Source organism: Planomonospora sp. ID91781 (genome assembly GCF_015711595.1).
GTDB classification, from domain to species: domain Bacteria; phylum Actinomycetota; class Actinomycetes; order Streptosporangiales; family Streptosporangiaceae; genus Planomonospora; species Planomonospora parontospora.
Genome location: NZ_JABTEY010000001.1, coordinates 4,030,227 through 4,052,341 on the forward strand (window position 1 = coordinate 4,030,227; position 22,115 = coordinate 4,052,341).

21 protein-coding genes and 1 pseudogene are annotated in these 22,115 nt (G+C 72.0%); 12 read left to right on the top strand and 10 right to left on the bottom strand.

The genetic code is table 11. The features are described from left to right. The first annotated feature begins 1 nt into the window (after nt 1). From HS048_RS18270 to HS048_RS18285, 4 genes are all read left to right on the top strand, one after another. Complete coding sequence (locus HS048_RS18270) at nt 2–1,699, top strand: GAF domain-containing protein (protein ID WP_196467605.1); 1,698 nt, start codon at nt 2–4, stop codon at nt 1,697–1,699. 742 nt (nt 1,700–2,441) lie between these two features. Continuing rightward, nucleotides 2,442–3,041, top strand: coding sequence for an HPP family protein (locus HS048_RS18275; RefSeq protein ID WP_230881738.1), 600 nt, complete (start codon nt 2,442–2,444; stop codon nt 3,039–3,041). A gap of 268 nt (nt 3,042–3,309) precedes the next feature. Continuing rightward, nucleotides 3,310–3,978: a response regulator transcription factor gene (locus tag HS048_RS18280; RefSeq protein ID WP_230880875.1), complete on the top strand. Its 669-nt coding sequence runs from the start codon at nt 3,310–3,312 to the stop codon at nt 3,976–3,978. A gap of 29 nt (nt 3,979–4,007) precedes the next feature. Then, on the top strand, nt 4,008–4,442 hold the full coding sequence (locus tag HS048_RS18285) for a pyridoxamine 5'-phosphate oxidase family protein (protein ID WP_191898440.1): 435 nt from the start codon (nt 4,008–4,010) through the stop codon (nt 4,440–4,442). Nucleotides 4,443–4,570: 128 nt separating this feature from the next. On the opposite strand, the gene HS048_RS39110 is transcribed toward HS048_RS18285, so the two are convergent. The 3 genes and pseudogenes from HS048_RS39110 to HS048_RS18300 all read right to left on the bottom strand — a co-directional run bounded on the left by HS048_RS39110 (nt 4,571) and on the right by HS048_RS18300 (nt 6,505). Continuing rightward, entirely contained in the window at nt 4,571–4,735 is a 165-nt protein-coding gene (locus HS048_RS39110; protein WP_196467607.1) for a hypothetical protein, read from the bottom strand. 652 nt (nt 4,736–5,387) lie between these two features. Continuing rightward, nucleotides 5,388–5,741, bottom strand: a pseudogene (locus HS048_RS18295) (phosphoketolase); the annotation flags it as partial. A gap of 200 nt (nt 5,742–5,941) precedes the next feature. Continuing rightward, on the bottom strand, nt 5,942–6,505 hold the full coding sequence (locus HS048_RS18300; RefSeq protein ID WP_191898439.1) for a DoxX family membrane protein: 564 nt from the start codon (nt 6,503–6,505) through the stop codon (nt 5,942–5,944). A gap of 279 nt (nt 6,506–6,784) precedes the next feature. On the opposite strand from HS048_RS18300, the gene HS048_RS39115 reads away from it, so the two are divergent. The 7 genes from HS048_RS39115 (at nt 6,785) to HS048_RS18335 (ending at nt 12,524) form a co-directional block, all read left to right on the top strand. Next, nucleotides 6,785–7,180 carry a hypothetical protein gene (locus HS048_RS39115; RefSeq protein ID WP_374058768.1) on the top strand — a complete coding sequence of 132 codons (396 nt, stop codon included), beginning with the start codon at nt 6,785–6,787 and terminating at the stop codon, nt 7,178–7,180. Nucleotides 7,181–7,382: 202 nt separating this feature from the next. Continuing rightward, the gene (locus tag HS048_RS18310; protein WP_196467608.1) at nt 7,383–8,456 is read left to right on the top strand and encodes an ABC transporter substrate-binding protein; all 1,074 of its coding nucleotides are present in this window, start codon (nt 7,383–7,385) and stop codon (nt 8,454–8,456) included. A 121-nt stretch (nt 8,457–8,577) separates the two neighbouring features. Beyond that, nucleotides 8,578–9,288, top strand: coding sequence for an ABC transporter ATP-binding protein (locus tag HS048_RS18315; RefSeq protein WP_084008858.1), 711 nt, complete (start codon nt 8,578–8,580; stop codon nt 9,286–9,288). A gap of 71 nt (nt 9,289–9,359) precedes the next feature. Further along, entirely contained in the window at nt 9,360–10,241 is an 882-nt protein-coding gene (locus HS048_RS18320; protein WP_068901593.1) for an ABC transporter permease, read from the top strand. 6 nt (nt 10,242–10,247) lie between these two features. Continuing rightward, a complete protein-coding gene (locus tag HS048_RS18325; protein WP_196467609.1) occupies nt 10,248–10,667 on the top strand; it encodes an Rrf2 family transcriptional regulator in 420 nt (139 codons plus the stop codon). Between the two features lie 87 nt (nt 10,668–10,754). Then, nucleotides 10,755–11,255 carry a GNAT family N-acetyltransferase gene (locus HS048_RS18330; RefSeq protein WP_196467610.1) on the top strand — a complete coding sequence of 167 codons (501 nt, stop codon included), beginning with the start codon at nt 10,755–10,757 and terminating at the stop codon, nt 11,253–11,255. Between the two features lie 525 nt (nt 11,256–11,780). Then, the gene (locus tag HS048_RS18335; RefSeq protein ID WP_153054525.1) at nt 11,781–12,524 is read left to right on the top strand and encodes a hypothetical protein; all 744 of its coding nucleotides are present in this window, start codon (nt 11,781–11,783) and stop codon (nt 12,522–12,524) included. Between the two features lie 204 nt (nt 12,525–12,728). Here the strand turns inward: HS048_RS18335 and HS048_RS18340 are convergent, their stop codons facing one another. The 6 genes from HS048_RS18340 to HS048_RS18365 all read right to left on the bottom strand — a co-directional run bounded on the left by HS048_RS18340 (nt 12,729) and on the right by HS048_RS18365 (nt 19,285). Then, entirely contained in the window at nt 12,729–13,676 is a 948-nt protein-coding gene (locus HS048_RS18340) for a carbohydrate ABC transporter permease (RefSeq protein ID WP_307832533.1), read from the bottom strand. After that, entirely contained in the window at nt 13,673–14,566 is an 894-nt protein-coding gene (locus tag HS048_RS18345) for a carbohydrate ABC transporter permease (RefSeq protein WP_068901585.1), read from the bottom strand. The genes HS048_RS18340 and HS048_RS18345 overlap by 4 nt, the downstream gene beginning before the upstream one ends. 8 nt (nt 14,567–14,574) lie before the next feature. Continuing rightward, the gene (locus tag HS048_RS18350) at nt 14,575–15,846 is read right to left on the bottom strand and encodes an extracellular solute-binding protein (RefSeq protein WP_196467611.1); all 1,272 of its coding nucleotides are present in this window, start codon (nt 15,844–15,846) and stop codon (nt 14,575–14,577) included. Between the two features lie 115 nt (nt 15,847–15,961). Further along, nucleotides 15,962–17,353, bottom strand: a complete 1,392-nt coding sequence (locus HS048_RS18355) for a cellulose binding domain-containing protein (protein ID WP_196467612.1) — start codon at nt 17,351–17,353, stop codon at nt 15,962–15,964. A 229-nt stretch (nt 17,354–17,582) separates the two neighbouring features. Beyond that, nucleotides 17,583–18,371: a sugar isomerase domain-containing protein gene (locus HS048_RS18360; protein WP_196467613.1), complete on the bottom strand. Its 789-nt coding sequence runs from the start codon at nt 18,369–18,371 to the stop codon at nt 17,583–17,585. Next, nucleotides 18,368–19,285 (bottom strand): MurR/RpiR family transcriptional regulator, encoded by a 918-nt coding sequence (locus tag HS048_RS18365; RefSeq protein WP_196467614.1) that lies wholly within the window; start codon nt 19,283–19,285, stop codon nt 18,368–18,370. Before HS048_RS18365 ends, HS048_RS18360 begins: the two co-directional genes overlap by 4 nt. Nucleotides 19,286–19,314: 29 nt before the next feature. Between HS048_RS18365 and HS048_RS18370 the strand changes: the two genes are divergently transcribed. Further along, a complete protein-coding gene (locus HS048_RS18370; RefSeq protein WP_196467615.1) occupies nt 19,315–20,466 on the top strand; it encodes an N-acetylglucosamine kinase in 1,152 nt (383 codons plus the stop codon). A 72-nt stretch (nt 20,467–20,538) separates the two neighbouring features. Here the strand turns inward: HS048_RS18370 and HS048_RS18375 are convergent, their stop codons facing one another. Next, entirely contained in the window at nt 20,539–21,999 is a 1,461-nt protein-coding gene (locus HS048_RS18375; protein ID WP_230880876.1) for a cellulose binding domain-containing protein, read from the bottom strand. Between the last annotated feature and the right edge of the window lie 116 nt (nt 22,000–22,115).

Below are 22,115 nucleotides of genomic sequence, written 5' to 3' on the forward strand. Positions count from 1 at the left end.
TATGACGGATAAGGAGTCGCGCTCCCTGGCCCCGGGCATGCGGCTGGACGAGTTGCTGTCGGAGCTGCAGACCCGCCTGAGCGCGGTGCTGGCCACCCGCGACCGGGTGCACGCGCTGCTGGAAGCGGTCGTCTCCGTCGGCAGCGATCTCGACCTGGAGACGGTGCTGCGGCGGATCGTGGAGACCGCCACCACCTTGGTGGACGCCTCTTACGGCGCGTTGGGCGTGGTGGGCGAGGACCGCACGCTGATGCAGTTCGTTCCCGTCGGCCTGAGCGAGGAGGAGATCGCGGCGATCGAGCACTGGCCGCACGGGCTGGGCCTGCTCGGGCTGCTGATCAAGGAGCCGCAGACGTTGCGGCTGTCGCGCATCTCCGACCATCCGGAGTCCTACGGCTTCCCCCCTGGGCACCCGCCGATGGGCTCGTTCCTGGGCGTGCCGGTGCGGGTACGCGAGGAGATCTTCGGCAACCTCTACCTCACCGAGAAACGCGGCGGTGAGGAGTTCGACGAAGAGGACGAGGCGATCGTGGTGGCGCTGGCCACCGCCGCCGGCGTCGCGATCGAGAACGCCCGCCTGTACGAGGAGACACGGCGCCGCGAGACCTGGCTGCAAGCCTCGGCGGAGGTCACCACCAGCCTGCTGTCGGGAGCCGGACCTGACGAGGTGCTCACCCTCATCGCCCGCCAGGCCCGGCAGATGACCGACGCCGACCTGGCCCAGGTCCTGCTGCCCGATGAGGGCGGCCAGACGTTGCGCGTAGAGATCTCCGAAGGCCCTGGAGCGGATCCGCTCCAGGAGACGGCCTTTCCCATCGAGGAGTCGGCGGCGGGGGCGGTCTTCTCCCGAGGTGAGCCGTCGATCTACGGGAACCTGCAGGACCTGCCCTATCCGCGGTCCCCGCTGCGCGCGTCCGGGTTCGGTCCCGGGCTGCTGGTGCCGCTGGGGGCCGCCCAGACGGTGAGCGGGGTGCTGGTACTGGCCAAGAAGCCCGGTCGTGCTCCGTTCACCCAGGCCGACCTGCGCATGCTGGCGGCGTTCGCCGGACAGGCCGCGATCGCGCTGGAGCTGGCCGAGGCCCGTAAGGACGCCGAGCGACTGGGACTGCTGGAAGACCGCGACCGCATCGCCAAGGACCTGCACGACGTGGTCATCCAGCGGTTGTTCGCGGTGGCGATGACGCTGATGAGCACCGTGCGGCTGGTGGAGCGGCCCGAGGCGTCCAGCCGGCTCCAGCACGCGATCAACGAGCTGGATGAGACGATCCGGCAGGTCCGCTCCACCATCTTCGCCCTGCAGACGTCCGGCCATGACGCCGCGCCCGGCCTGCGTGCGCAGATCGTCGACCTGGTGGAGGGTGCACGCGGGCATCTGGGCTTCATGCCGGGCCTGCGGATGGAGGGCAGCCTCGACAACCAGGTGCCCGCGGAGATCGCCGAGCACCTGCTCGCGGTGCTGCGCGAGGCGCTGTCCAACATCGTGCGCCATGCCAAGGCCGCCAAAGCCGATGTATCGGTCGAAGCGGCCGATGAACGGTTGACGCTGGTCGTGCGGGACAACGGTGTCGGCCTGCCGCCGGACGGCAGGCGCAGCGGCCTGCGCAATCTCGCCGAACGAGCCGAACTGCTGGGCGGCTCATTCGAGATCACTGCAGGTCAGGCGGGAGGAACCCGGCTTCGCTGGAGCATCCCGCTGTGATCTGGCGGGTCCTTGACCTTCATGGGGCATGGTCTCCGCGGGGTTCGCGGCAGAGCGGGCGGCGGGCCGACGCGGTGATGCCCGAGACCTTGAGGCGACCCGCGACCCGCCGCGCGGCCCCGGCGTTCCGTGCTGCGCGAATACGACGCGGGCGGCCCGGAACCCCGATGCTCCGTGGAGCGGGAAACCGTGCGAAGAATCACCGCCCACTGGCCGCGTGAAGCACCGCCGGTCGTTCGAACGGGTCACCGCCGGTGATGAGCAGGCCTGTTCGAGAGCGCCTACGGTGGACGGCTCTGCGGGTGGTTCAGTGATCGTCGAAGAGAAGACCTCCTGCTCTGTGGCGCGGTCGGCGGGCAACTATGATCTTGCCGTCGCTCCTGCGACCCCGCACGGTCACCAGGACCACCGCGTCGAACAGCGGGGAGCGGGCCAGCCCTCACCCGAACGAGTCGGTCAGGCGGTTCAGGAGTCCACCGGGTTCCGGCGAACCGCCGTCCGGCCGAGACCGTTCCCGGTCATGGGCTTCTCGCACGACGCCGGGCCGCGCGCTCCGTCGGGTGCGCCGTCACGTACCCCGCCGTGTCCACGGCGCCTCGAGCTTCCTGTCGTCTTCGGCCAGCCTGTCCGCCCGGCGCGCAGAGGCCGAAAGACCCTGCCGCGGGAGGCTTCCGGCCTCTGCGCGGGGCCCCGGTGGATGATGGGATGGCAGGCAGAGCGAACGCCGGAGGGAGAGGTGGCCATGCTGGTCCGCGAGGTCATGACCGATCAGGTCGTCACGGTCCGCCGTACCGATCCGGTACGACAGGCCGTCCGGGTGCTGCACGCGGCCGATGTCACTGCCGCGCCCGTCCTGGACACCGACGGGCGCCTGGTGGGCATCGTCAGTGAGATGGACCTGCTGCGTGGGGAGTTCCAGCGCGACCCCCGGGCCAGCGCCCGCGCCCTGCCGGGGTACGGCGAGCCTGTGCCGTTCCTGGTCGAGGAGGTCATGACCGCCGATCCGGTGACGGTGACCCCGGCCACCGACGCGGTGGAACTGGTCGACCTCATGGTCGATAGAAGGGTCAAGAGCGTGCCGGTGCTCGAGCACGGCCGCCTTGTCGGCATCGTCAGCCGCCGCGACCTGCTTGCCGTATTGGCCCGCTCTGACGACGATCTGCGCGCCGACGTGCTCGCCGCGCTGCACGAGCACTACCCTTGCGGACCCTCCTGGGAGGTCTCCGTCCACGACGGTGTGGCGGAGCTGCACGGCCACTGCGGCGAGCACGCCGACCGGATCGCCGACCTGCTGGCCCGCACCGTCCCCGGCGTCGTCCGGGTCAAGCACTCGGCGGGTTAGAGCCCCCGTCCCTGAAAAGTCCGAACCCGACCCGGCTTTCCGTCCTCCTGGGAGAAATCCATGAGCGAACACACCACGGCCTCCGGCGACCTCGGCCGCCGGATCCGGCACCGCCCGTGATCCCGCGGCCCCTGCCCCCCGCACGCCCGCGGGCGTGCGGGCACCCGGGTGCCCGCACCGCCCCGATCCGTGTTTTGATGGTCTCCCGCCGGACAGGGGTGCCTGGAAGGCCCGGTCACCGGCGGCCGAGGTGAGGAGAGCCGACGTCATGGACGTGATTCGCGTGGTCCTGGTGGACGACCACGAGGTGGTACGGCGCGGCGTCGCGGCCCTGCTCGACTCCGAGGACGACATCCAGGTGGTCGGGGAGGCCGGGACCGCCGAGTCGGCCGTCACCCGCATCACCGCGCTCCAGCCGGACGTGGCGGTGCTGGACGTGCGCCTGCCCGACGGCAGCGGCATCGACGTGTGCCGCGAGGTCCGCTCCCGCATGCCCGGCCTGGCCTGCCTGATGCTCACCTCCTTCGCCGACGACGACGCGCTGTTCGACGCGGTGATGGCGGGCGCCTCGGGATACGTCCTCAAGCAGATCCACGGCTCCGACCTGGTCGGCGCGGTGCGCACGGTGGCCTCGGGCCAGTCGCTGCTGGACCCGCGGACGACCGCGTCCATGCTGGCGCGCCTGCGCGAGCAGGAGAGCCGCAAGGACCCGCTGGCGGCCCTGTCACCGCAGGAGCGGCAGATCCTGGACCTGATCGGCGAGGGGCTGACCAACCGGCAGATCGGCGAGCGGATGTTCCTGGCGGAGAAGACGGTCAAGAACTACGTCTCCAACCTGCTGGGCAAGCTCGACATGCAGCGCCGCACCCAGGCCGCGGCGCTGGTCACCCGGCTCAAGGCCGAACGCGGCGAGCGGGGAGACCTTCGTCCCTGGTGAGGAAGAGCGGCCAGGCCGATGCTGGAGACATGAAAGTCGATTCCACGGACCTGCGGGTGCTCTCACGGGCCGAGTCCATGCAACTGCTCGCCTCGGCGCCGCTCGGGCGCATCGTCTTCACCGACCGCGCGCTGCCGGCCATCCAGCCGGTCAACTACGCGCTGGACGGAGAACGGCTGGTGATCCGCACCAGGGCCGGGTCCAAGCTGGCGGCCGCGGTGCGCGATGCGGTCGTAGCCCTGGAGGCCGACGCGTTCGACGAGGCCGGCCGGACCGGATGGTCGGTGACCGTCATCGGGCACGCACGCGCCGTTCCGGAGGGCCGCGAGGAGTTCAGCCGGCTGGCCCACCTGCCCCTGGCGCCCTGGACGCCCCGGGACGGACAGCGGCCGGAGCACCGGGACCACTACATCGTGCTCCCGGTGGAGCAGATCTCCGGCCGCCGGGTCGAGGCCTATTTCTGATCCGGGACGGACGCCCGGCACCGTAAACAGGCCTCGGTCTTGAGGATCTCGCCTGCGCGGCGCAGCTCGCGGACCTCGCGCTCCAGCTCGGCGATCTTCTGGGCATCGCTGGTGGAGGTGCCGAGCCGCTACCCGTCGTCGATCTCGGCCTGGTGCACCCAGCCGCGCAGGGCCTTGCGGTACACGCCGAGCTGGTCGACCACGTGGGCGATGGCACCGGGGGCGCCGCCGGTCTGCCGGCGGCACAGCAGCCTCGGCATGTTGACTCCGATAGAGTTCGAGAACACGACCATCGTGGCATGACAATTCAGAAACGCGACTCCACAGGGCAGACCAGCGTCCACCGACGTCGCATGAGGCGGCGAGGTCCGAAGTGGTAGGTGATCGCCACCTCCATACGGGTGACGATGCGATCTACCTCGCAGAGGCCTACATCGCCAAAGCCGGTGCGACGCGGGCGCTGAGTTCCTGCAAGCACTGTCGAAGACCTTGCTGGCGGTCTGGTTCTCGGCGGCGACCCAGGATTCAGGATTAGGCGGAACGCCGGTCTGGAGGCGGGCCGGCGTTCCGCACAAAATGACCTTGGACCTGCAGCCCGTCTACCACCGTCAAAGATGGGCGGCCTCCACGCCTCCGAATAGCCGTTGACCTGAGAAACACTCCACGGAGGCGTGGGCATACGTCCCTGACGGCACGAAATGCCGCGACCCGGCCATGCTGCCGGGGAAGCTGCCGAACGGGACGAGGCGGCCATAAGCACGTAAACGATGATGAGACCAAGCAGATCGTTACGATGCGTCCCAGCCGCTCCAGCCGCAGGTCTCCGCACGAGCCGGACAGGGGGCACGATGCCCCGTGTCCCCGGACTCGTCTCGCCCCGGTCGAGGAGAAGTCGGCTCCCGCGACCGACCATCCGCAGGGCGTAGTCGGAGAGGCTGTTGTCGTTCACCGCGTCCAGGTCCAGTCGCGGGTCTCGGGGAGGTCTTCGCCGTGCTCGCGGGTGTGGGCGCGGGCGCGCAGGCGGGCGTCGGACATCTGCTGGCGCAGGTGGGCGGCGCGGGTGCCCAGGCCGGGGACGCGGTCGATGACGTCCATGACCAGGTGGTAGCGGTCGATGTCGTTGAGCATGGCCATGTCGAAGGGGGTGGTGGTGCCTTCCTCCTTGTAGCCGCGCACGTGGATGTTGTGGTGGCCGGCGCGGCGGTAGGTGAGGCGGTGGATGAGCCAGGGGTAGCCGTGGAAGTCGAAGATGACGGGTTTGTCGGGGGTGAACAGGGCGTCGAACTCGGCTTCTCCATGGCTCCGACTCTTCCCGCATCTTTCTTGATCACCTAGAGGATTTGATCCCCACCCCGGACGCCATCGGGACCATGACATCTCCGATGTGTCTTCCGATCGGTCTCCCGGTCTCGCCCGAGGCTCCCGCCGCACGGCGGCCCTTTCCGAAAAAGCGAACGCCCGTCCCCTGGTCTTTCAGGGGACGGGCGTGGTGCAGGCGGTCACTTCAGGATGGGGAATCGCTTGACCAGGGCGGTCTTGCCCCACCAGGTGCCGATGCCCAGGGTGTCGCCGGCGTGGGCGGCGGCCAGGCCGATCAGGACGATGGCGTAGACGATGTGGTCGTCCATGAACGGGTTGGTCTCCAGCGGCAGCTGGGCCGCCCACATCAGCAGCATCATCGTCGCGCCCGCGCCGGCCGCGATCCGCAGGCCCGCGCCGAGGATGAGGGCGGCGCCGACGCCGAGCAGGCCGAGCATGAACAGCCAGTCCACCCAGGCCTGCCCGGCCAGGCCGCTGAAGAAGCCGCCGAGGGCGTTCTCGCCGCTGCCCTTGAGGAAGCCGGTGGTCGGGCTGCCTCCGTTGACCCACGCCTTGGCGGCGGGGGTGGCGAAGCCGAGGCCGAACATCTTGTCGACGAAAGCCCACAGGAACACCCAGCCCAGAGCGATGCGGGCGGCGGCCCAGGCGTAGACGACGGGGGTACGCTCCTGCGCGGCGGGCGTAGTGGTGATGGGGGTGGTGACGTGGCCGTTGACCGGCTTGCGTCCGTGGATGACGGCCATGACTGGCTCCTGTTCCGCTTTCTTCTCTCTGTTACGTCACCCAGTACATCGTCTGGCCCCGCCCTTTCCGCAGAGCCGTACGGCTCGTGTCCACGTCTCCAAGGTCCTGCGGCCGGTGGGACTTCCGTCCCGGTCCCGCCCGCAGGGATTACCGGTGCCCTGACGCGACATGCGTTATGTGCTGGAGGAGCCGCCGGTGCGCGCTGACCAGTTCACCCATCCGGAACCCGGTTACTACATCACCGGGATGAAGAGCTACGGCCGCGCTCCGACCTTCTGATGGCCACCGGCTATGAGCGGGTCCGCTCCGTCGTCGCCGCTCTGGCCGGGAACTGGGAGGCCGCCCGGGACGTGTGGCTGAAGCCGCCGGAGACCGGCGTGTGCTCGGCCACCGCCGGTTCGGCGGCCCCGGCCCAGCGCCCGGGTCTGAGCGCGGCCCAGCACGACGAGCTGCTCGGCCGCATCGCCCGCCGCCCACCGCATCGCCGCCGACCTCGCCATCCCTGGCGGCATCACCATGCAGCTGGCCCCCTACCGGGCGATGAGCTCGGGAGTCATGGCCAAAAGCGGGCGGTGGAGGAGGGGGACGTGGACGACGTCTTCTCTCTGCCCCGCCACCCCTGCACCCGGCGGCTGCGGGCCGCCGTCGCGGAGGCGGCCCGTCTCACCTCGTAGATCCGTTCGGGTTCCCGGGCCGCGCCCGGCGAACCGGCGACCGCACCCATACCCCCGTACCCCGTGTCCCCGGGCCGTGCAGACCGCGCGACCCGGGGACACGGCCGTTCGCGGACGAATCCGGCATCCGGCTTGACGCGGAGGTCCCGGGGGCCTATAAACACACTAAGTCTACTAAATAAGTGGGAAATAGGGAGAACTCATGAACGCTCGCAGGGCCCGCGGAGCGGTGGCCGCACTGGCCGCACTGGCGCTCACCACCTTGGCGGCGGCCTGCGGGAACGCCGAGCCCGCCGGGACGACCGCCGCGGCCGCCGGTGGCGGAGGCGGGCCGGCCGAGGTCAGGCTCGGCTACTTCCCGAACATCACGCACGCCACCGCGCTGGTCGGGGTGGAGAAGGGCCTGTACGCCAAGCACCTCGGCTCCGGCACGGCGCTCAAGACCAGTACCTTCAACGCCGGCCCCGCCGCGATCGAGGCGGTCTTCTCCGGCGCGGTCGACGCCACGTACGTCGGCCCCAACCCGGCCATCAACGCCTGGGCCAAGTCCAAGGGCCAGGCGATCAAGATCGTCGCGGGGGCGGCCTCGGGCGGTGTCTTCCTCGTCGTCAAGCCGGGCATCGAGAGCGTCGAGGACCTCAAGGGCAAGAAGATCGCCACCCCGCAGCTCGGCAACACCCAGGACGTGGCGCTGCGCTACTGGCTCGACTCCAAGGGCGTCAAGACCGACACCAAGGGCGGCGGCGAGGTCTCGATCGTGCCGCAGGAGAACTCCCAGACCATCCAGACCTTCGCCACCGGCGACATCGACGGCGCCTGGGTGCCCGAGCCTTTCGCCAGCCGCCTCATCACCGAGAGCGGCGGCAAGGTGCTGGTCGACGAGCGGGACCTGTGGCCGGGCAAGGAGTTCGTGATCACCCACCTGATCGTCCGCCAGGAGTTCGCGAAGGAGCACCCGGAGGCGGTGCGGAAGCTCATCGAGGCCCACGTGGAGGCCAACGAGCTCATCGCCTCCGACCCGGCCGGGGCCGCCGAGACGGCCAACGCCGCGCTGGAGAAGCTGGCCGGCAAGCCGCTCAAGCCCGAGGTGCTCGACGGCGCCTTCAAGAACATCACCTTCACCAACGACCCGATCGCCTCGTCCCTGGTGGGCAGCGCCGACCACGCCGTCAAGGTCGGGCTGCTCGAGCCGGTGGACCTCACCGGCATCTACGACCTGAAGATCCTGAACGAGGTCCTCGCCGCCAAGGGCCGGCCGCAGATCTCCGACAAGTGAGGCTCCCTGGCGGGGTCCGCCGAGGCAAGAGGAGGAACACGTGACCGCTCCGCTCACGGAGCAGGCCGCCGACCGGGCGGAGGGCCGCGGGCCCGCCGTCCGGCTGGAGGCCGTCTCCAAGATGTACGGCCAGGGCCGGACCGGCCTGCTGGCCCTCGACGAGGTCTCCCTGGACGTCGGCGCCGGGGAGTTCGTCTGCCTGCTCGGCGCCTCCGGCTGCGGCAAGAGCACCCTGCTGTCCCTCGTCGCCGGGCTCGACCGGCCCACCGCCGGGCGGATCGAGGCCGACGGGGGCCGGGTGGCGATGATGTTCCAGGAGCCGGCGCTCTTCCCCTGGCTGACCGTCTCGGCCAACATCGAGATGGCGCTCCGGGCCAAGGGCGTGACCCGGGCGGAGCGCCGGGCGCGCGCCGCGGAGTTCCTGGAGACCGTGCACCTCGGCGGGTTCGGCGCCAAGCGCCCGCACGAGCTCTCCGGCGGCATGCGCCAGCGGGTCGCGCTGGCCCGCGCGCTCGCCCAGGACGCCGACGTGCTGCTGATGGACGAGCCGTTCGGCGCGCTGGACGCGATGACCCGCGACCTGCTCCACGACGAGCTGGAGCGCATCTGGCGCGAGCGGAATTTGTCGGTCCTGTTCGTCACGCACAACGTCCGCGAGGCCGTACGGCTCGGCGACCGGGTGGTCCTGCTGAGCAGCCGTCCCGGCCGCGTCGTCGAGGACTTCCCGGTGACGCTGGAGCGGCCCCGCCGCACCGACTCCGCCGAGGTGGCCGAGCAGGCGGGCCGGATCACCGACCGGCTGCGCGAGGAGGTCATGCGCCATGGCCGCTGACCTCGCCCTCGCCGCCCTCGCCGTCCCGACCCCTCCCGCCGCCGGCGGAGCACCCTGGAAGGTGGCCCGAGATGTCCGTTGACGCCGGCACCCGGAGCGGAGACGTCCACGCCCGGCAGCTCGCCGGTCTCGACGCGCTGGAGCTGACCACCCGGCAGCGCAGGGGGCTCGCCTCCCGGATCTGGTCCGGGATCTGGCCCATCGCGTCCGCCGTCGCGCTCGTCCTGGTGGCCTGGCAGCTGGTCGTGCTGGCCGGCTGGTGGCCCGAGTACGTCTTCGCCGGCCCCGTCACGACCCTCGGCGTGCTCGCCGAGCGCCTCGGTGAGGCGGAGTTCTACACGGCCGTGACCGTCACCATGCGGCGCGCGGTCGCCGGGTTCGCGCTGGCGATCGCGGTCGGCCTCGTGGTCGGTGCGCTCGTCTCGCGCATCCGCCCGCTGCGCAGGGCCGTGGGCTCGCTGATCACCGGCCTGCAGACCATGCCGTCGATCGCCTGGTTCCCGCTGGCGATCCTGCTGTTCGGGCTGACCGAGAGCGCCATCATGTTCGTCGTCGTGCTCGGCGCCGCGCCGTCCATCGCCAACGGGCTCATCGCCGGGGTCGACTACACCCCGCCGATCCTGCTGCGCGCCGGGCACATGCTCGGTCTGCGGCGGCTCCGGCTCTACCGGCACGTGATCCTGCCCGCCTCCCTGCCGTCGTTCCTGGCCGGGCTGAAGCAGGGCTGGGCCTTCGCCTGGCGCTCCCTGATGGCCGGCGAGCTGCTGGTCATCATCGCCAACCAGCCGTCCCTCGGCGAGCAGCTGCACTTCGCCCGGGAACTGGCCGACTCGCCGGGTCTGCTCGCGACGATGATCGTGATCCTGGTGATCGGCATCGTGGTGGACCTGCTGTTCGGGGCCGCCGACAACGCCCTGCGCCGCCGGTGGGGCCTGCGCCAGGCCGCCGACTGAGCCGTCATGCGGACCTCAGCCCGAACCCAGTACGCCCTGCGCGCGGTGGCCGAGCTGGCCGCCGCGCCGCCCGGCCCCGTGCCCGCCGAGCGGATCGCCGAGGCCCAGAGCATCCCGCGCAGGTTCCTGGACAACATCCTGCTCCAGCTCAGGAGGGGCGGGTTGCTGCACAGCAGGCGCGGCTCCGACGGCGGCTACTGGCTGACCCGGCCGGCCGAGGAGATCACCCTGGCCGACGTCGTTACGATCGTGGAGGGCGTCCCGGAGGGCGGCGACCACGGTGGATACCCGGGGGTCGCCGGGCCGCTGGCCGACGTGTGGAGCGTGCTGCGCGACCATGAGGAGCGGCTGCTCACCGAGATCACCCTGGCCGACATCACCAGGGGAACGGTGCCCGGCGTCCGCCCGCCGGCCGGCGGGCGGTAGCGCGTTCCCGGCGATCTGTACCATCGACCGGGCGGGCCGTACCGGGCCGCGCGCCCGACGGGCCGAACGCGAAGCGGGGGTGGGCGAATGCGACCGGACGTCACGCTGCAGCCGCTCGACGAGACGTCGCTGCGGGAGCTTCTCGACGCCGCCGTCGCGGATGCCGATCCGCTTGAGGTGATGCCCCCGGTCGACGGGCCGGCCGGGTGGACGGCCGGGCGGCGGCAGGCGTTCCTGGACTTCCACCGGGCGAGATCGCTGTCGGGCGAGCCGGTGGAGACCACCTACGTGATCCGCGTGGGCGAGGAGGCGGTGGGCGCCGCCCGGCTGTGCCCGATCGAGGACGCCGGGCACGCGGTGGAGGCGGGCATCTGGATCGGACGCTCGCACCGCGGCGCCGGCGTCGGCGGCGCCGTGCTCAGGCGGCTCTTCGAACTCGCCCGCGCCGGCGGCGCCCGGCGGCTCTTCGCGAGCACCACGGCCGGCAACACGCCCATGCGGCGGCTGCTCGCCGCCGCAGGCGCCGAACTCGCCCGTGACGGGCAGGAGATCATGGCCTGGGCGGACCTGGCCGAGGCCGGGTTCTGAGCGTGTCCGGTACGGGACGACGACCCCGACGCCCTTCGCGCCGGCTCCGTCGGCGTCGCTTCCACGGTCTGCGGTGGGCGACGACCTCGTCGCCCGGTCCGGGGCGCGCCATGATCGGTGGCCGCCGGGTGCCGTGATCGTCCTCTCCCGCGGCGACCAGGCCGGCTGCGGGCGGATGCGGTAGTGCCCCCTTGCGCCCGCTGCGCGACATGCCCGGCAGCTCGGTGCCGCTGAGGGCGATCGTCACGGTCGTTCGTCTGCGTCGTGTTCGGCAGGCGTCGTGCCGCTGCGCCGTGCCGCTGCGCCGTGCCGCTGCGCCGTGCCGCTGCGCCGAGCCGGGCCATGCGAGAACCATGCGGGCCGCATGCGGAATGCATTCCTTTGCCATGACGAATTTATTCCCGGGTTGTTTATGTTTCACGTGCAGAGCATTTCCGATGGTTGAGCGGCTGCCGGATGACGTCTTGGCGTCTTCTCCGCGCCCGGATGCACCGGAAATTCATCACACCGATCGGAAGGAAACAAATGGATTCGGCTTCTTGTGGAAAGGCTTTCTTCCGTGCGGCCCTGGCGGCCGCCGCGGTGACGGCGGCCGTTCTCGCGCCGACCGCCCCGGCCGACGCCGCCGCCGCCGCGGACTTCGAGCTCCAGGTGACCTGGAAGACGATCTCCCTCAGCGACCGCAAGAGCTGCGACCCGACCGGGCCGCCGCAGCGCGGCGGCGGCAGGTTCTCTCCCAGTCTGAGCTACAGCTACGAGTGCGGCGGCTGGGAGCGGGTCAACGCCTCGATGAGCGTGGAGGGAGGCTCCCCGGTCACCCCCCGGGTCCGCAACCTCGGCACCTGGGACCGCCGGGCCCGCTCCTGGGACCGGGAAGAGAGCTGGTCCAGCGACGAGTTCCCCGACCACCCGGCCTTCCTGGGCACCGGAGACGACTACGACCTGGCCCAACGCCCGCTGTGCACGACCGACACCTACAAGCGCTGCCTGACGGACTACTTGAAGGACAACAACACGGTGACGGTCCGCGGCGCCTTCGGTGCGCGGATCAGGTTCGCCGCCCACCTCCAGACGACGGACAGGTACGACGACGAGCGCAGGCACACGGGCACCGGGGAGTGCAAGGTGGAGGACTTCACCACCTGGGACCAGGCACAGGTCGACAGGTACACGGCGGGGAGACCCCGGGAGATCACCCTCCTCGGTTCCTACGACGGGCGCAACGTCTGCGCGGTGCGGTACGAACTGGTGGCCAAGCGGCTCCGGTGACGCCCAGGCGTGAGCACGGATGCGAACCGGCCCCGCCTGCGGGCGGCGGGGCCGGTTCCGGTACCCGAGCTCAGCGAGCCGTCGCGAGTGGATCCCGCCGGTCAGGCCCGGGGCGAGTGGAAACCCGTGCACGCTCATGAGGCTGCGGGAGCGGATCAGTGAGAAGCCGCTCCCTTCAGGGAGCGGCCGAGTAACGGAGACGGATCAGCCCTTCACCGCGCCGGCGGTCAGGCCCGCGCCCACCCGGCGCTGCAGGAACAGGAAGACCACCAGGACCGGCAGCGCGAACAGGGTGGCGGCGGCCATGGTGGCGCCCCAGTCGGTGCCGAACACGTCGCGGAAGGACGAGAGCCAGACGGGGAGGGTGCGCTTGTCCCGGTCCTTGATGATCAGCACGTTGACGAACGCGAACTCGTTCCACGCCGTGACGAACCCGAACAGCGAGGTGGCCATCAGCCCCGGTGCGAGCAGCGGGAAGACCACCCTGCGGAAGGCGGCCGGGCGGGTGCAGCCGTCGACCAGCGCGGCCTCCTCCAGCTCCGCGGGGACGGCGGCCAGGAAGCCGCGCAGGGTCACGATCGTGAACGGCAGCGTGATCATGAAGTAGACGCCGGTGAGCATCGCCAGGGAGTCGAGCAGCCCGGTGTCCCGGGCGATGACGAACATCGGCACGAGCAGCGCCTCCCACGGCGCCATCTGCGCGGCGAAGACCATGACGACGAAGGGCCCTCTGCCGCGCCAGCGCATCCGGGCCACGGCCACGGCCGAGAGCAGGGCCACCGTCAGGGCCAGCAGCACGGCGGCGGCGGTGACGGCCAGGCTGTTGCGCCAGAACGTCCAGAACCCGTCGGCGGCCACGGCGGCGGCGAAGTGCTCCAGGGTCGGATGCGCCGGCCACAGACCCGGCGTCCCGGCCTGGATCTCCGCCGTCGGCCGGAAGGCGGTGGCGAACATCCAGTAGACCGGGAAGGCCATGACTGCGAGCACGGCCGCGGCGCAGGCGTTGAGGGCGATCCTGCCGGGCCGTACCGGCCGCCTCCGCCGCGCCGCCCCGGTGGGAACCGGAATCCCGGCGGACGCCCCGCCGCCCGCCCTCCCCTCGGCCGGACGCGTTCCCGCGGGCCGGCTCCTTCCTGCCGGGAGCGTCCTCACGAGCCGGCTCCTTCCTGGCGGAGCATCCGCCGCAGGTTGCCGGCCAGCGCGACGGCGAGGACGGCGACGGTGAGCATGGCGACGGCCGAGCCCAGGTCGTAGCGGTGCAGGACCCGGGCGACCTTGAAGGCGTAGACCGGCAGCGTGGTGGTCGCGCCGTCGGGCCCGCCCTGGCCGAGCACCCAGATCTGCGGGAAGCACTTGAAGACCCAGATCACCTCCAGCGAGGTGACGAGCGCGAACATCGGCCGCAGGATCGGGAAGGTCACCCGGGCGAAGATCTGCGGGCCGGTGCCGCCGTCGATCCGGGCCGACTCGTACAGCTCGGCGGGGATCGTGGTCAGACCCGCGTAGAGGGTGAGCGCGGCGAACGGCACCGACTGCCAGACCACCAGCGCCACCAGCACGCCGAACATCGCCCCGCCGTCGGCGAACCACGAGTGGCCCTGGAACGAGTCGAAGCCCAGGGCCACCAGCAGCCGGTTGACGATCCCCAGCTCCGACTGGAACAGCCACTGGAAGATCGTCGTGGCCGCGATGACCGGGGTGGCCCAGACCAGGGCGAGCACGCTCATCAGGGCGACGCGCATGCGGCGGCCGAGCCGCGCCAGCATGAGCGCGACGGCGGTCGACAGGCCCACGATGAGCACCACGTTGACCGCGGTCCAGCCGAAGGTGCGCAGCGTGACCGCCCAGAACTCCTCGGCGGCCAGCAGTTCGCGGTAGTTGTCCAGGCCGGTCAGCCGCGCGCCGCCCCGGACGAGTTCGCCCATCCGGAAGTGCTGTACGGAGATCAGCGCGGCGCGCAGCAGCGGGTAGAGCAGCAGGAACACACCCCCGGCCACGGTGGGGGCGATGAGCAGGTAGGGCCAGAGGTTCCTGGTCCGCACGCGGGTCCTCAGGATCCGCTGTTGAGGGTCGTGGTGATGGCCTCGGAGGCCTTGCGCGCCTCGGCCGCCGGGTCCTTCCCGGTGAGCACGGCGGTCATGTACTGCTTGATCACCGAGGTGGCCTCGACCGCCGCCCAGTTCGGCGTGTTGGGCGTGGCCCTGCCGTTCGCGGCGCCCCGGGCCATGGCGGCGGTGCCCTCGTCGGCGTCGAGCACGTGCGCCAGCGAGGCCCTGTTCGGCACGAAGTTCATCGTCTTGGCCAGCTCGGTCTGGAAGTCCTCCCCGGCCAGGGCCTTGACCACCGCGTAGGCGGCGTCCGGGTGCCGCGAGGCCTCGGGGATGATCAGGTCGGAGCCACCGGTGAACACCGCTCCGGGCTTGTCGGCCGTCTTGCCGGGGATCGGGAAGAAGCCCATCTTCCCCTTCATCTCCGGTGCGACCTCCAGCACCCGGGCCGCGCCGCCCGGCACGCTGATCATCTGGGCGACCCCGCCCTGCGCGAACACCTCGTGCTGCGGGGGATTGGCCTCGTCGGCGTCCTTGGGCCCCTTGCCGAGGGCCTGGAGCCGCCGGTAGAAGTCCATGCCGGCCAGGGCCTGCGGGGTGTCGAGGGCGCCCTTCCACCTGCCGCCCTCCTTGACGGCGAGGTCGCCGCCCTCGTCCCAGACGAACCCGGCGAGCGCGTACCACGTCTGCCCGGTGAGGTAGATGCCCTGGTCGCCGCCCCGGTCGAGTCTGGCGGTGATCTCCAGCCACTCGTCGCGGGTCCTGGGCGGCGCCTCGATCCCGGCCTTGGCGAACAGGTCCTTGTTGTAGACGACGACCCGGTTGGCGGCGTACCAGGGCACGCCGTACTGCCGGCCGTCGATGTTGCCCGGCTGGGCCAGGCCGGGGATCCAGTCGGCGCCGCCGAGGTCGGCGACCTTGCCGCTGAGGTCCCTGACCCCGCCGCTGGCGGCGTACTGGGCCACCTGGGTGTTGCCGACCTCGATCACGTCGGGGGCGTCCGTGCTGGCCAGGGCGGCGGTGATCCGCTCACCGATGCCGTCCCAGGCCTGGATCTGGACGTCGAGGTCCACGCCGGGGTGGGCGCTCTCGTAGCCGGTCTCGAAACGCTTGACGAGCTCGTCCGTGACGCTCCCGTCCATGATCCAGACGGTGAGCCTGACGGGCTCGGAGTCCGCGGGGGCGGCGGACCCGCCGCCGGAACCGGAGCCGCAGGCGGCGGCGGTGGCGGCCAGGGCCAGCGCGGCCGCGGTGGCCAGGAGTCGGTGCTTCATCGTGTCTCTGCTCTTTTCGGGGGGTACGGCCCGCGGGCCGGTTCCAGGGGGTACGGCCGGCGGGCCGGGCGGGCACGGTAACGGCGGGGGTACGGACCGGAGCCGTACCGGGTCCTCAGGGGTTCGGGACGGTGTCGGTGAACGCGGTGGAGGCGGCGCGGAGGGCGCCGACCCTGCTCGGCACGTCGGCGGGCGGGACGACCTCGTTCCTGCTGTGGTAGACCCAGTCGACCTGCTGGCGGTAGGTGCGCCGGGCGGAGCCGCCCTGCAGGTCGATGAACCACTGGTTGAACATGATCCACATGGGGGTCTCGGGGTAGTGCTCGCCGCCGTGGTCGGCGAACAGGCGCCCGTCGACGTAGTAGCGGATCCGGCCGCCGGAGACCTGCACGACCAGGTCGTGCCAGCCGGCGAAGCTCGCCCGCTCCTCGGTGTGCACGTTGACCGCCTGCCACGGGTCTGCCTGGTAGGTCTCCCAGCTGGTGGCGTAGAGGATGTTGCCGGGCTCGCCCCAGCCGCCGTTGGGGAGGTACTCGAAGTCCAGCTCGCCGTAGTCGGGGTCCATGTCCTGCCGCAGCGGGGTGATGGTGAAGAACGTCTGCACCACGTGCTCGCCGTCGGGGCCGGAGACCGGCGCGTCGCTGAATTTCACCCGGGCGGCGTAGGTGCCCTCGTGGAACTTGCGGGCGGCCGTGGACAGCTCGGTGTGGACGGTGCCCGCGCCGGTGCCGTCGGTGGAGGAGTCGAGCTGCAGGACCTGGCCGCCGTCCGCCGACGGGAAGGTCACGGCGGCGGGGGACCAGGTGGCGCCGGGTATGCCGGGGCCGCCCGCGCTGGAGCGCACGGTCCAGCCGCGCTGGGCCAGCCGGGGGTCGGACGGTCCGGTGTAGGAGAAGTCGTCGAACAGCACGCCCTGGCCGCCCGGCTCACCGGTCGGGGTCACCGTCGGCGTCGGCGTGGGCTCGGCGCCCCCGCCCGCAGGCGTGCCCCAGACGAGCCGCCCGTCCAGGTGGACGGTCACCCTGTCCCAGTCGCCGTAGACCGTACGGCTTGCGCCGAAGGAGTGGTCGTCGGACTGCGTGAAGTTCTGCCAGTCGGTGCGGTGGAAGCGGAGCTGCAGGTCACCGGTGTCCGCCCCGGGCGCCAGCGTCCCGGAGGTGAAGCCGACCTCCAGGTAGCGGTCGGCGGCCGGCACCGGGTCCGCCAGCGGGACGAACCGGCCGGTCACGGTGGAGCAGCCGACCACGGCCCACGAGCAGGCGAAGCGGTAGGCGGTCTCGCCCCGGAAGTAGTAGCGGATCTTGACCTGGGCGAGCGGGACGGGAGCGGCGCCGTCGTTGACCAGCTTGAACCACGGCTCGGCCTGGGCGGTGACGGCCGCGGTGGAGCTGGTCCTGTACTGCAGGCGCAGCGACTGGGCGGCGGTGGCCGGCGGGGCGAGCGCGACCGCGGCCAGGAGGAGGGGGAGCGCTAGGGCGAGGACGGTTTTCCAGGGGGTTCGGCGCATGGCTGGATCTCCTTGTGAACGGCCCCCGAGGTGTTTCCCGGCATGACGAAGACGGCCTCCGTCGCGGATGCGTGCAGTGCGGATGCGTGCGGTGCGGTGTGAGGGTCGGATGTACGGGTGCGGCGGGTGTCCCCGCCCGGTCCCCGGAGACCGGGTGTGCCACGCCGCGGGGGTCCGTCCCCGGGACCCGGTGAGGTGTGGGGGCCCCGAGCCGGGACTCGGGGCCGGGTCAGCCGCCCCTGCGGATGCGGCCGGCGTAGCGGGCCTCCAGGGCGAGGTTGTGCGCGTCTCCCTCCGGGACGTTCGCCGACAGGTAGACCGGCGGAGCCTGGCCCGCGGCGAGCAGCTCCGCCACCGCCCGGGTGACGACGAGCTGGGCGAGCAGCACCGAGGTGATCGTGGACACGGCGGCGACGGCGCCCCCGCCGGGCAGGGGCAGGACCGCGTCACCGTACGGGGCGCGGTTGTCGAGCACCACGTCGGCGAGGTCGCAGAGCCTGCGGCCGGAGGGGTGCCTGGCGGGTACGGCGGAGCTGTGCGCGAGCGAGGTGAGGGCGACCAGGTCGTGGCCGCGCTCCTTCACCAGGGAGGCCAGCTCGACGACGACGCCGTTGACGCCCGAGCTGGAGATGATCACGAACAGGTCGTCCGCCTCGACCGGCGCGGCGTCGAGGATCCGGTGCGCGACCGCCGGGTCGCGTTCCAGGTCGTAGCGTTCGAGCTCCGTGCGGTCGGCCCCGCCGTACAGGACGATGTCCCGCAGCGCGAGCCGGTTGGTCGGCACCAGTCCGCCCGCGCGGCCGGCGATCTCCATGGCGACCGCCTCGGAGTGCCCCGAGCCGAACGCCTGGACGACGCCGCCCCGGTTCAGCGCCCTGGCGACCAGGCCGGCCGCCGCCGCGATGGGACCCGCCTGCTCGACGGGGATCTCCCGGACGAGCCGGGCGACGTGCCGGACGTAGGCGTCCGGATCCGGAGGGGCTATCGTCCCTGCGGCCGTGCCGGTCTCTGCGCTCATTTCTCTCCTTCCGGGAGCCGGTGCCCGGTCACCGCGCGGGCGGTCAGGTCGAACGCGTCCCGGGTGCGCTCGTAGGTGCGCTGCGCGACCGAGACGTAGACCACGTCGAGGACGAGCAGCTGGGAGTGGATGGCGGCGAAGCCGTCGGAGCGGAACGTCGTCCCCCTGCTGGCCGTGGTGACGACCAGCTCGGCCACCTCCGCCAGCGGCGACCTCGGATGGGAGGTGACCGCCACGGTGACGGCGCCGTGGCTGCCGGCCTCGGCGAGCACCTCGATGACCTCGCGGGTCCTGCCGCTGTGCGAGATGCCGATCGCCACGTCGCCCTGGCCGAGCAGCGCCGCGTCGGTGAGCGCGCTGTGCGCGTCGGACCTGCTCCAGGTGGGGACGCGGATGCGCTGCAGGCGGTATTCCATCTCGCTGGCCACCGCCGCGCTGCTGGAGACCCCGAACAGCAGCACCCGGCCGGCCTGGGCGATCACGCTCGCGATCTTCTCCACGGAGGCCAGGTCGAGCTGCGCGGCGGTCTCCTGGATCAGCCGGATGTCGTTGCCGGAGACCACGCCCAGCACCCGCTCGAGCCCGTCGCCGGGCAGGATCTCCTGCCCGATGTCGGTCTCCCAGCGCTGCTGCGCGACCCGGCCGGTCTCCGTGGCGAGGGCGACGCGCAGCTCGGCGTAGCCGCCGAAGCCGAGCGCCCGGCAGAAGCGGGTGATGGTGGCGGTCGAGGTGGCGCTCCGCTCGGCCAGGTCGACGATGGTCGACCTGGCGGCGGCGGCCGGGGCGGCGAGGATCACCTCGGCCACCTTCCGCAGCGCCTCGGGCATCTCGTCCTGCTCGGTCCTGATCAGATGCAGCAGCTCCACCGTCACCCCTTCGTCCTTGCGGTGAAAATTATGCTCGGAACCTGGCATGGTCAAGCCTTTCGGGTAATAATTTTCACATGGATCTGGTGTTGGGCGTGGATGTCGGCGGGACGTCGTCCCGTGCCGTGGCCGTCACGATGCGGGGGGACGTGGTGGGCCGTGGCCGGGCGGGCGGCGGCAATCCGGCGGCGCTCGGCGCCGCGCGGGCGTTCGCCAACCTCGGGCTGGCCGTGCGCGAGGCTCTGGCCTCGGTGGACCCGGCCGAGGTCAGAGGAGTGACCGTCGGCCTCGCCGGTGCGGGGGCGCTCCTGGACCCGGCCGTGCGGGCGGTCTTCGAGCAGACCGTGTCCGACTGCGGACCGGTGGTCCCGCCCCGGGTGGTGGGCGACGCGGTGGTCGCCTTCGCGGCGGGCACGGCCGCGCCGTCCGGCACCGTCCTGATCTCCGGCACCGGGGCCGTCGCGGCGAGGATCACCGGCTGCGAGGCGGTGGCGGTGGCGGACGGGCACGGCTGGCTGCTGGGCGACGAGGGCTCGGCGTTCTGGCTCGGCCGGGCCGCGGCCCGCACCGCCGTCCGGCAGGCCGCATCCGGACGGCCGTGGCGCGACCTGGGCCCGCTGGTCCGGCTCGTCGTCGGGCACCTGCTGCCCGGGGTCGCGGCGGAGGCCGAGGTCGAAGGGGGATCCCGGGACGCCGAAAGGACCGGAGGGGACCAGGGGAGCGTCGTGGTCGAGAGGGCCGGGGCCGAGAGGGCCGGGGCCGCCGGTTCCGGTGGTCCCGGCTCCGGTGGGGAGCTGGCCGACCTGCTCGCCACCGCGGCACAGGCCCGGCACCCGCTCGCCCTGGCCGAGCTGGCACCCCTGGTCGTCCGGGCGGCCCGCCTCGGGGATCCGGCGGCGGCGGAGATCGTGGCCGGCGCCGCGGCCCGCCTGGCCGGGACCGCGGCCCGGGTGCACGACCCGGGCCCGGACGTGCCGATCGTGCTGGCCGGCGGCGTGCTGACGAGCGGGGGGCCGGTGCGGCGGGCCGTGGTGGACCTGCTCCGGCGGCGGTGGGGGGATCCGCCGATCGCCGTCGCGGGAGACGGCGCCGGGGCCGCCGCGTGGCTCGCGGCCGCGCCGTTCCTGGGCCGGGAGGAGGCCGCCGGGCTCCACCGCCGTTTCGTCGGTCCCGGAGCCGTCCGACCCGGAGTCCCCGGCCCGGCGGGCGGATCCGATCCCGGAGGATGAGGCCGGTCCGCGGCGCGCTCCTCGGCACGTCCGGCCCCGCGCCGCGCGGTGGTTCCGGCTCCGGGGAGTGCGTCAACCGGAGACGGTGTCGACGAAGGCGGTGGAAGCCGAGCGGAACGACTCGACCCTGCGTCGCACGTCGGCGGGCGGGACGACCTCGTTCCTGCTGTGGTAGACCCAGTCGACCTGCTGGTGGTAGTCACGCGGGGCGGAGCCGCTCCGCAGCTCGATGAACCACTGGTTGAACATGATCGACATCGGTGTCTCGGGATAGTGCTCGCCGCCGTGGTCGGCGACCAGGCGCCCGTCGACGTAGTACCTGGCCCGTCCGCCGGAGACCTGGAGGACCAGGTCGTGCCAGCCGGCGAAGCTGGCCCGCTCCGCGGTGTGGGTGTTGACGGCCTTCCAGGGCTCGGCCTGGTAGGTCTCCCAGCTCGTGGTGAACATGGTGGGCCCGGACTCGCCCCAGCCGCCGTTGGGGAGATACTCGAAGTCCAGCTCGCCGTAGTCGGGATCCATGCTCCTCTCCAGCGGCGTGATGGTGAAGAACGTCTGCACCACGTGCTCGCCGTCGGGGCCGGAGACCGGGGCGTCGCTGAACTTCACCCGGGCGGCGTAGGTGCCCTCGAAGAACTTGCGCCGGGTCGTCGACAGCTCGGACTGTACGGTGCCCGCGCCGGTGCCGTCGGTGGAGGCGCTGAGCTGCAGGACGCGGTCGCCGTTCACCGAGGGGAAGGTGATCGCCGAGGGCGACCAGCCGGCCCCGGACACGCCGGGACCGCCGCCGCCGGAGCGTACCCGCCAGCCGTGCTGCGCGAGCCTCGCATCGGACGGGCCGGTGTAGGCGAAGTCGTCGAACAGCGTTCCCTGCCCGCTGGAACCTCCCGGCGCGGGGGTGGCCGGGGGCTTCGGCGTGGAAGTGGCCGGGGGCTTCGGCGTGGAAGTGGCGGGAGGAGGCGTGGGGGTGGGCGCCGGGCCCGTGCCGCTCGGCTGCGCGCCCCAGACGAGCCGGCCGCCGATGTGGACGGTCGCCCTGTCCCAGTCGGCGTAGCTCGTACGGCCCGCTCCGAAGGAGTGGTCGTCGGACTGGTCGAACGTCCGCCAGTCCGGCCGGTGGAACCGCAGCTCCAGGTCACCGGTGTCGGTGCCGGGCGCCAGCCTTCCGGAGGTGAAGCCGACCTCCAGGTAGCGGTCGGCGCCGCGCACCGGCTTGGCCAGTGGGACGAACCGGCCGGTCACGGTGGAGCAGCGGATCCTCGCCCACGAGCAGGCGAAGCGGTGGCCGGTCTCGCCCTTGAAGTAATAGCGGATCTTCACCTGGCTGAGCGCGACGGGGGCCGTGCCGCCATTGACGATCTTGAAAAGCGGCTCGACCTGATCGGTGAGGGCCTCGGTGGAGGTGGTCATGTACTGCAGGCGCAGCGACTGGGTGGCGGCGGCCGTGGCGGCGCTCGCCGGGCCCGGGACTCCGGCGCCCAGCGGGAACAGCAGCGCTGCCGTCGTGACCAGAGAGCCGATGGTGGTTCTTCGCAAGGATCACTCCAGGTCGGGGGATGCCTGGCCTCTTTGCGGGGAGGAAGGTCTCCTGTTGTCCGCAGGGGCGAATCCATGCTCTCCCGGCGGCCGACGTTCCCTGGGCGCCATAAGCC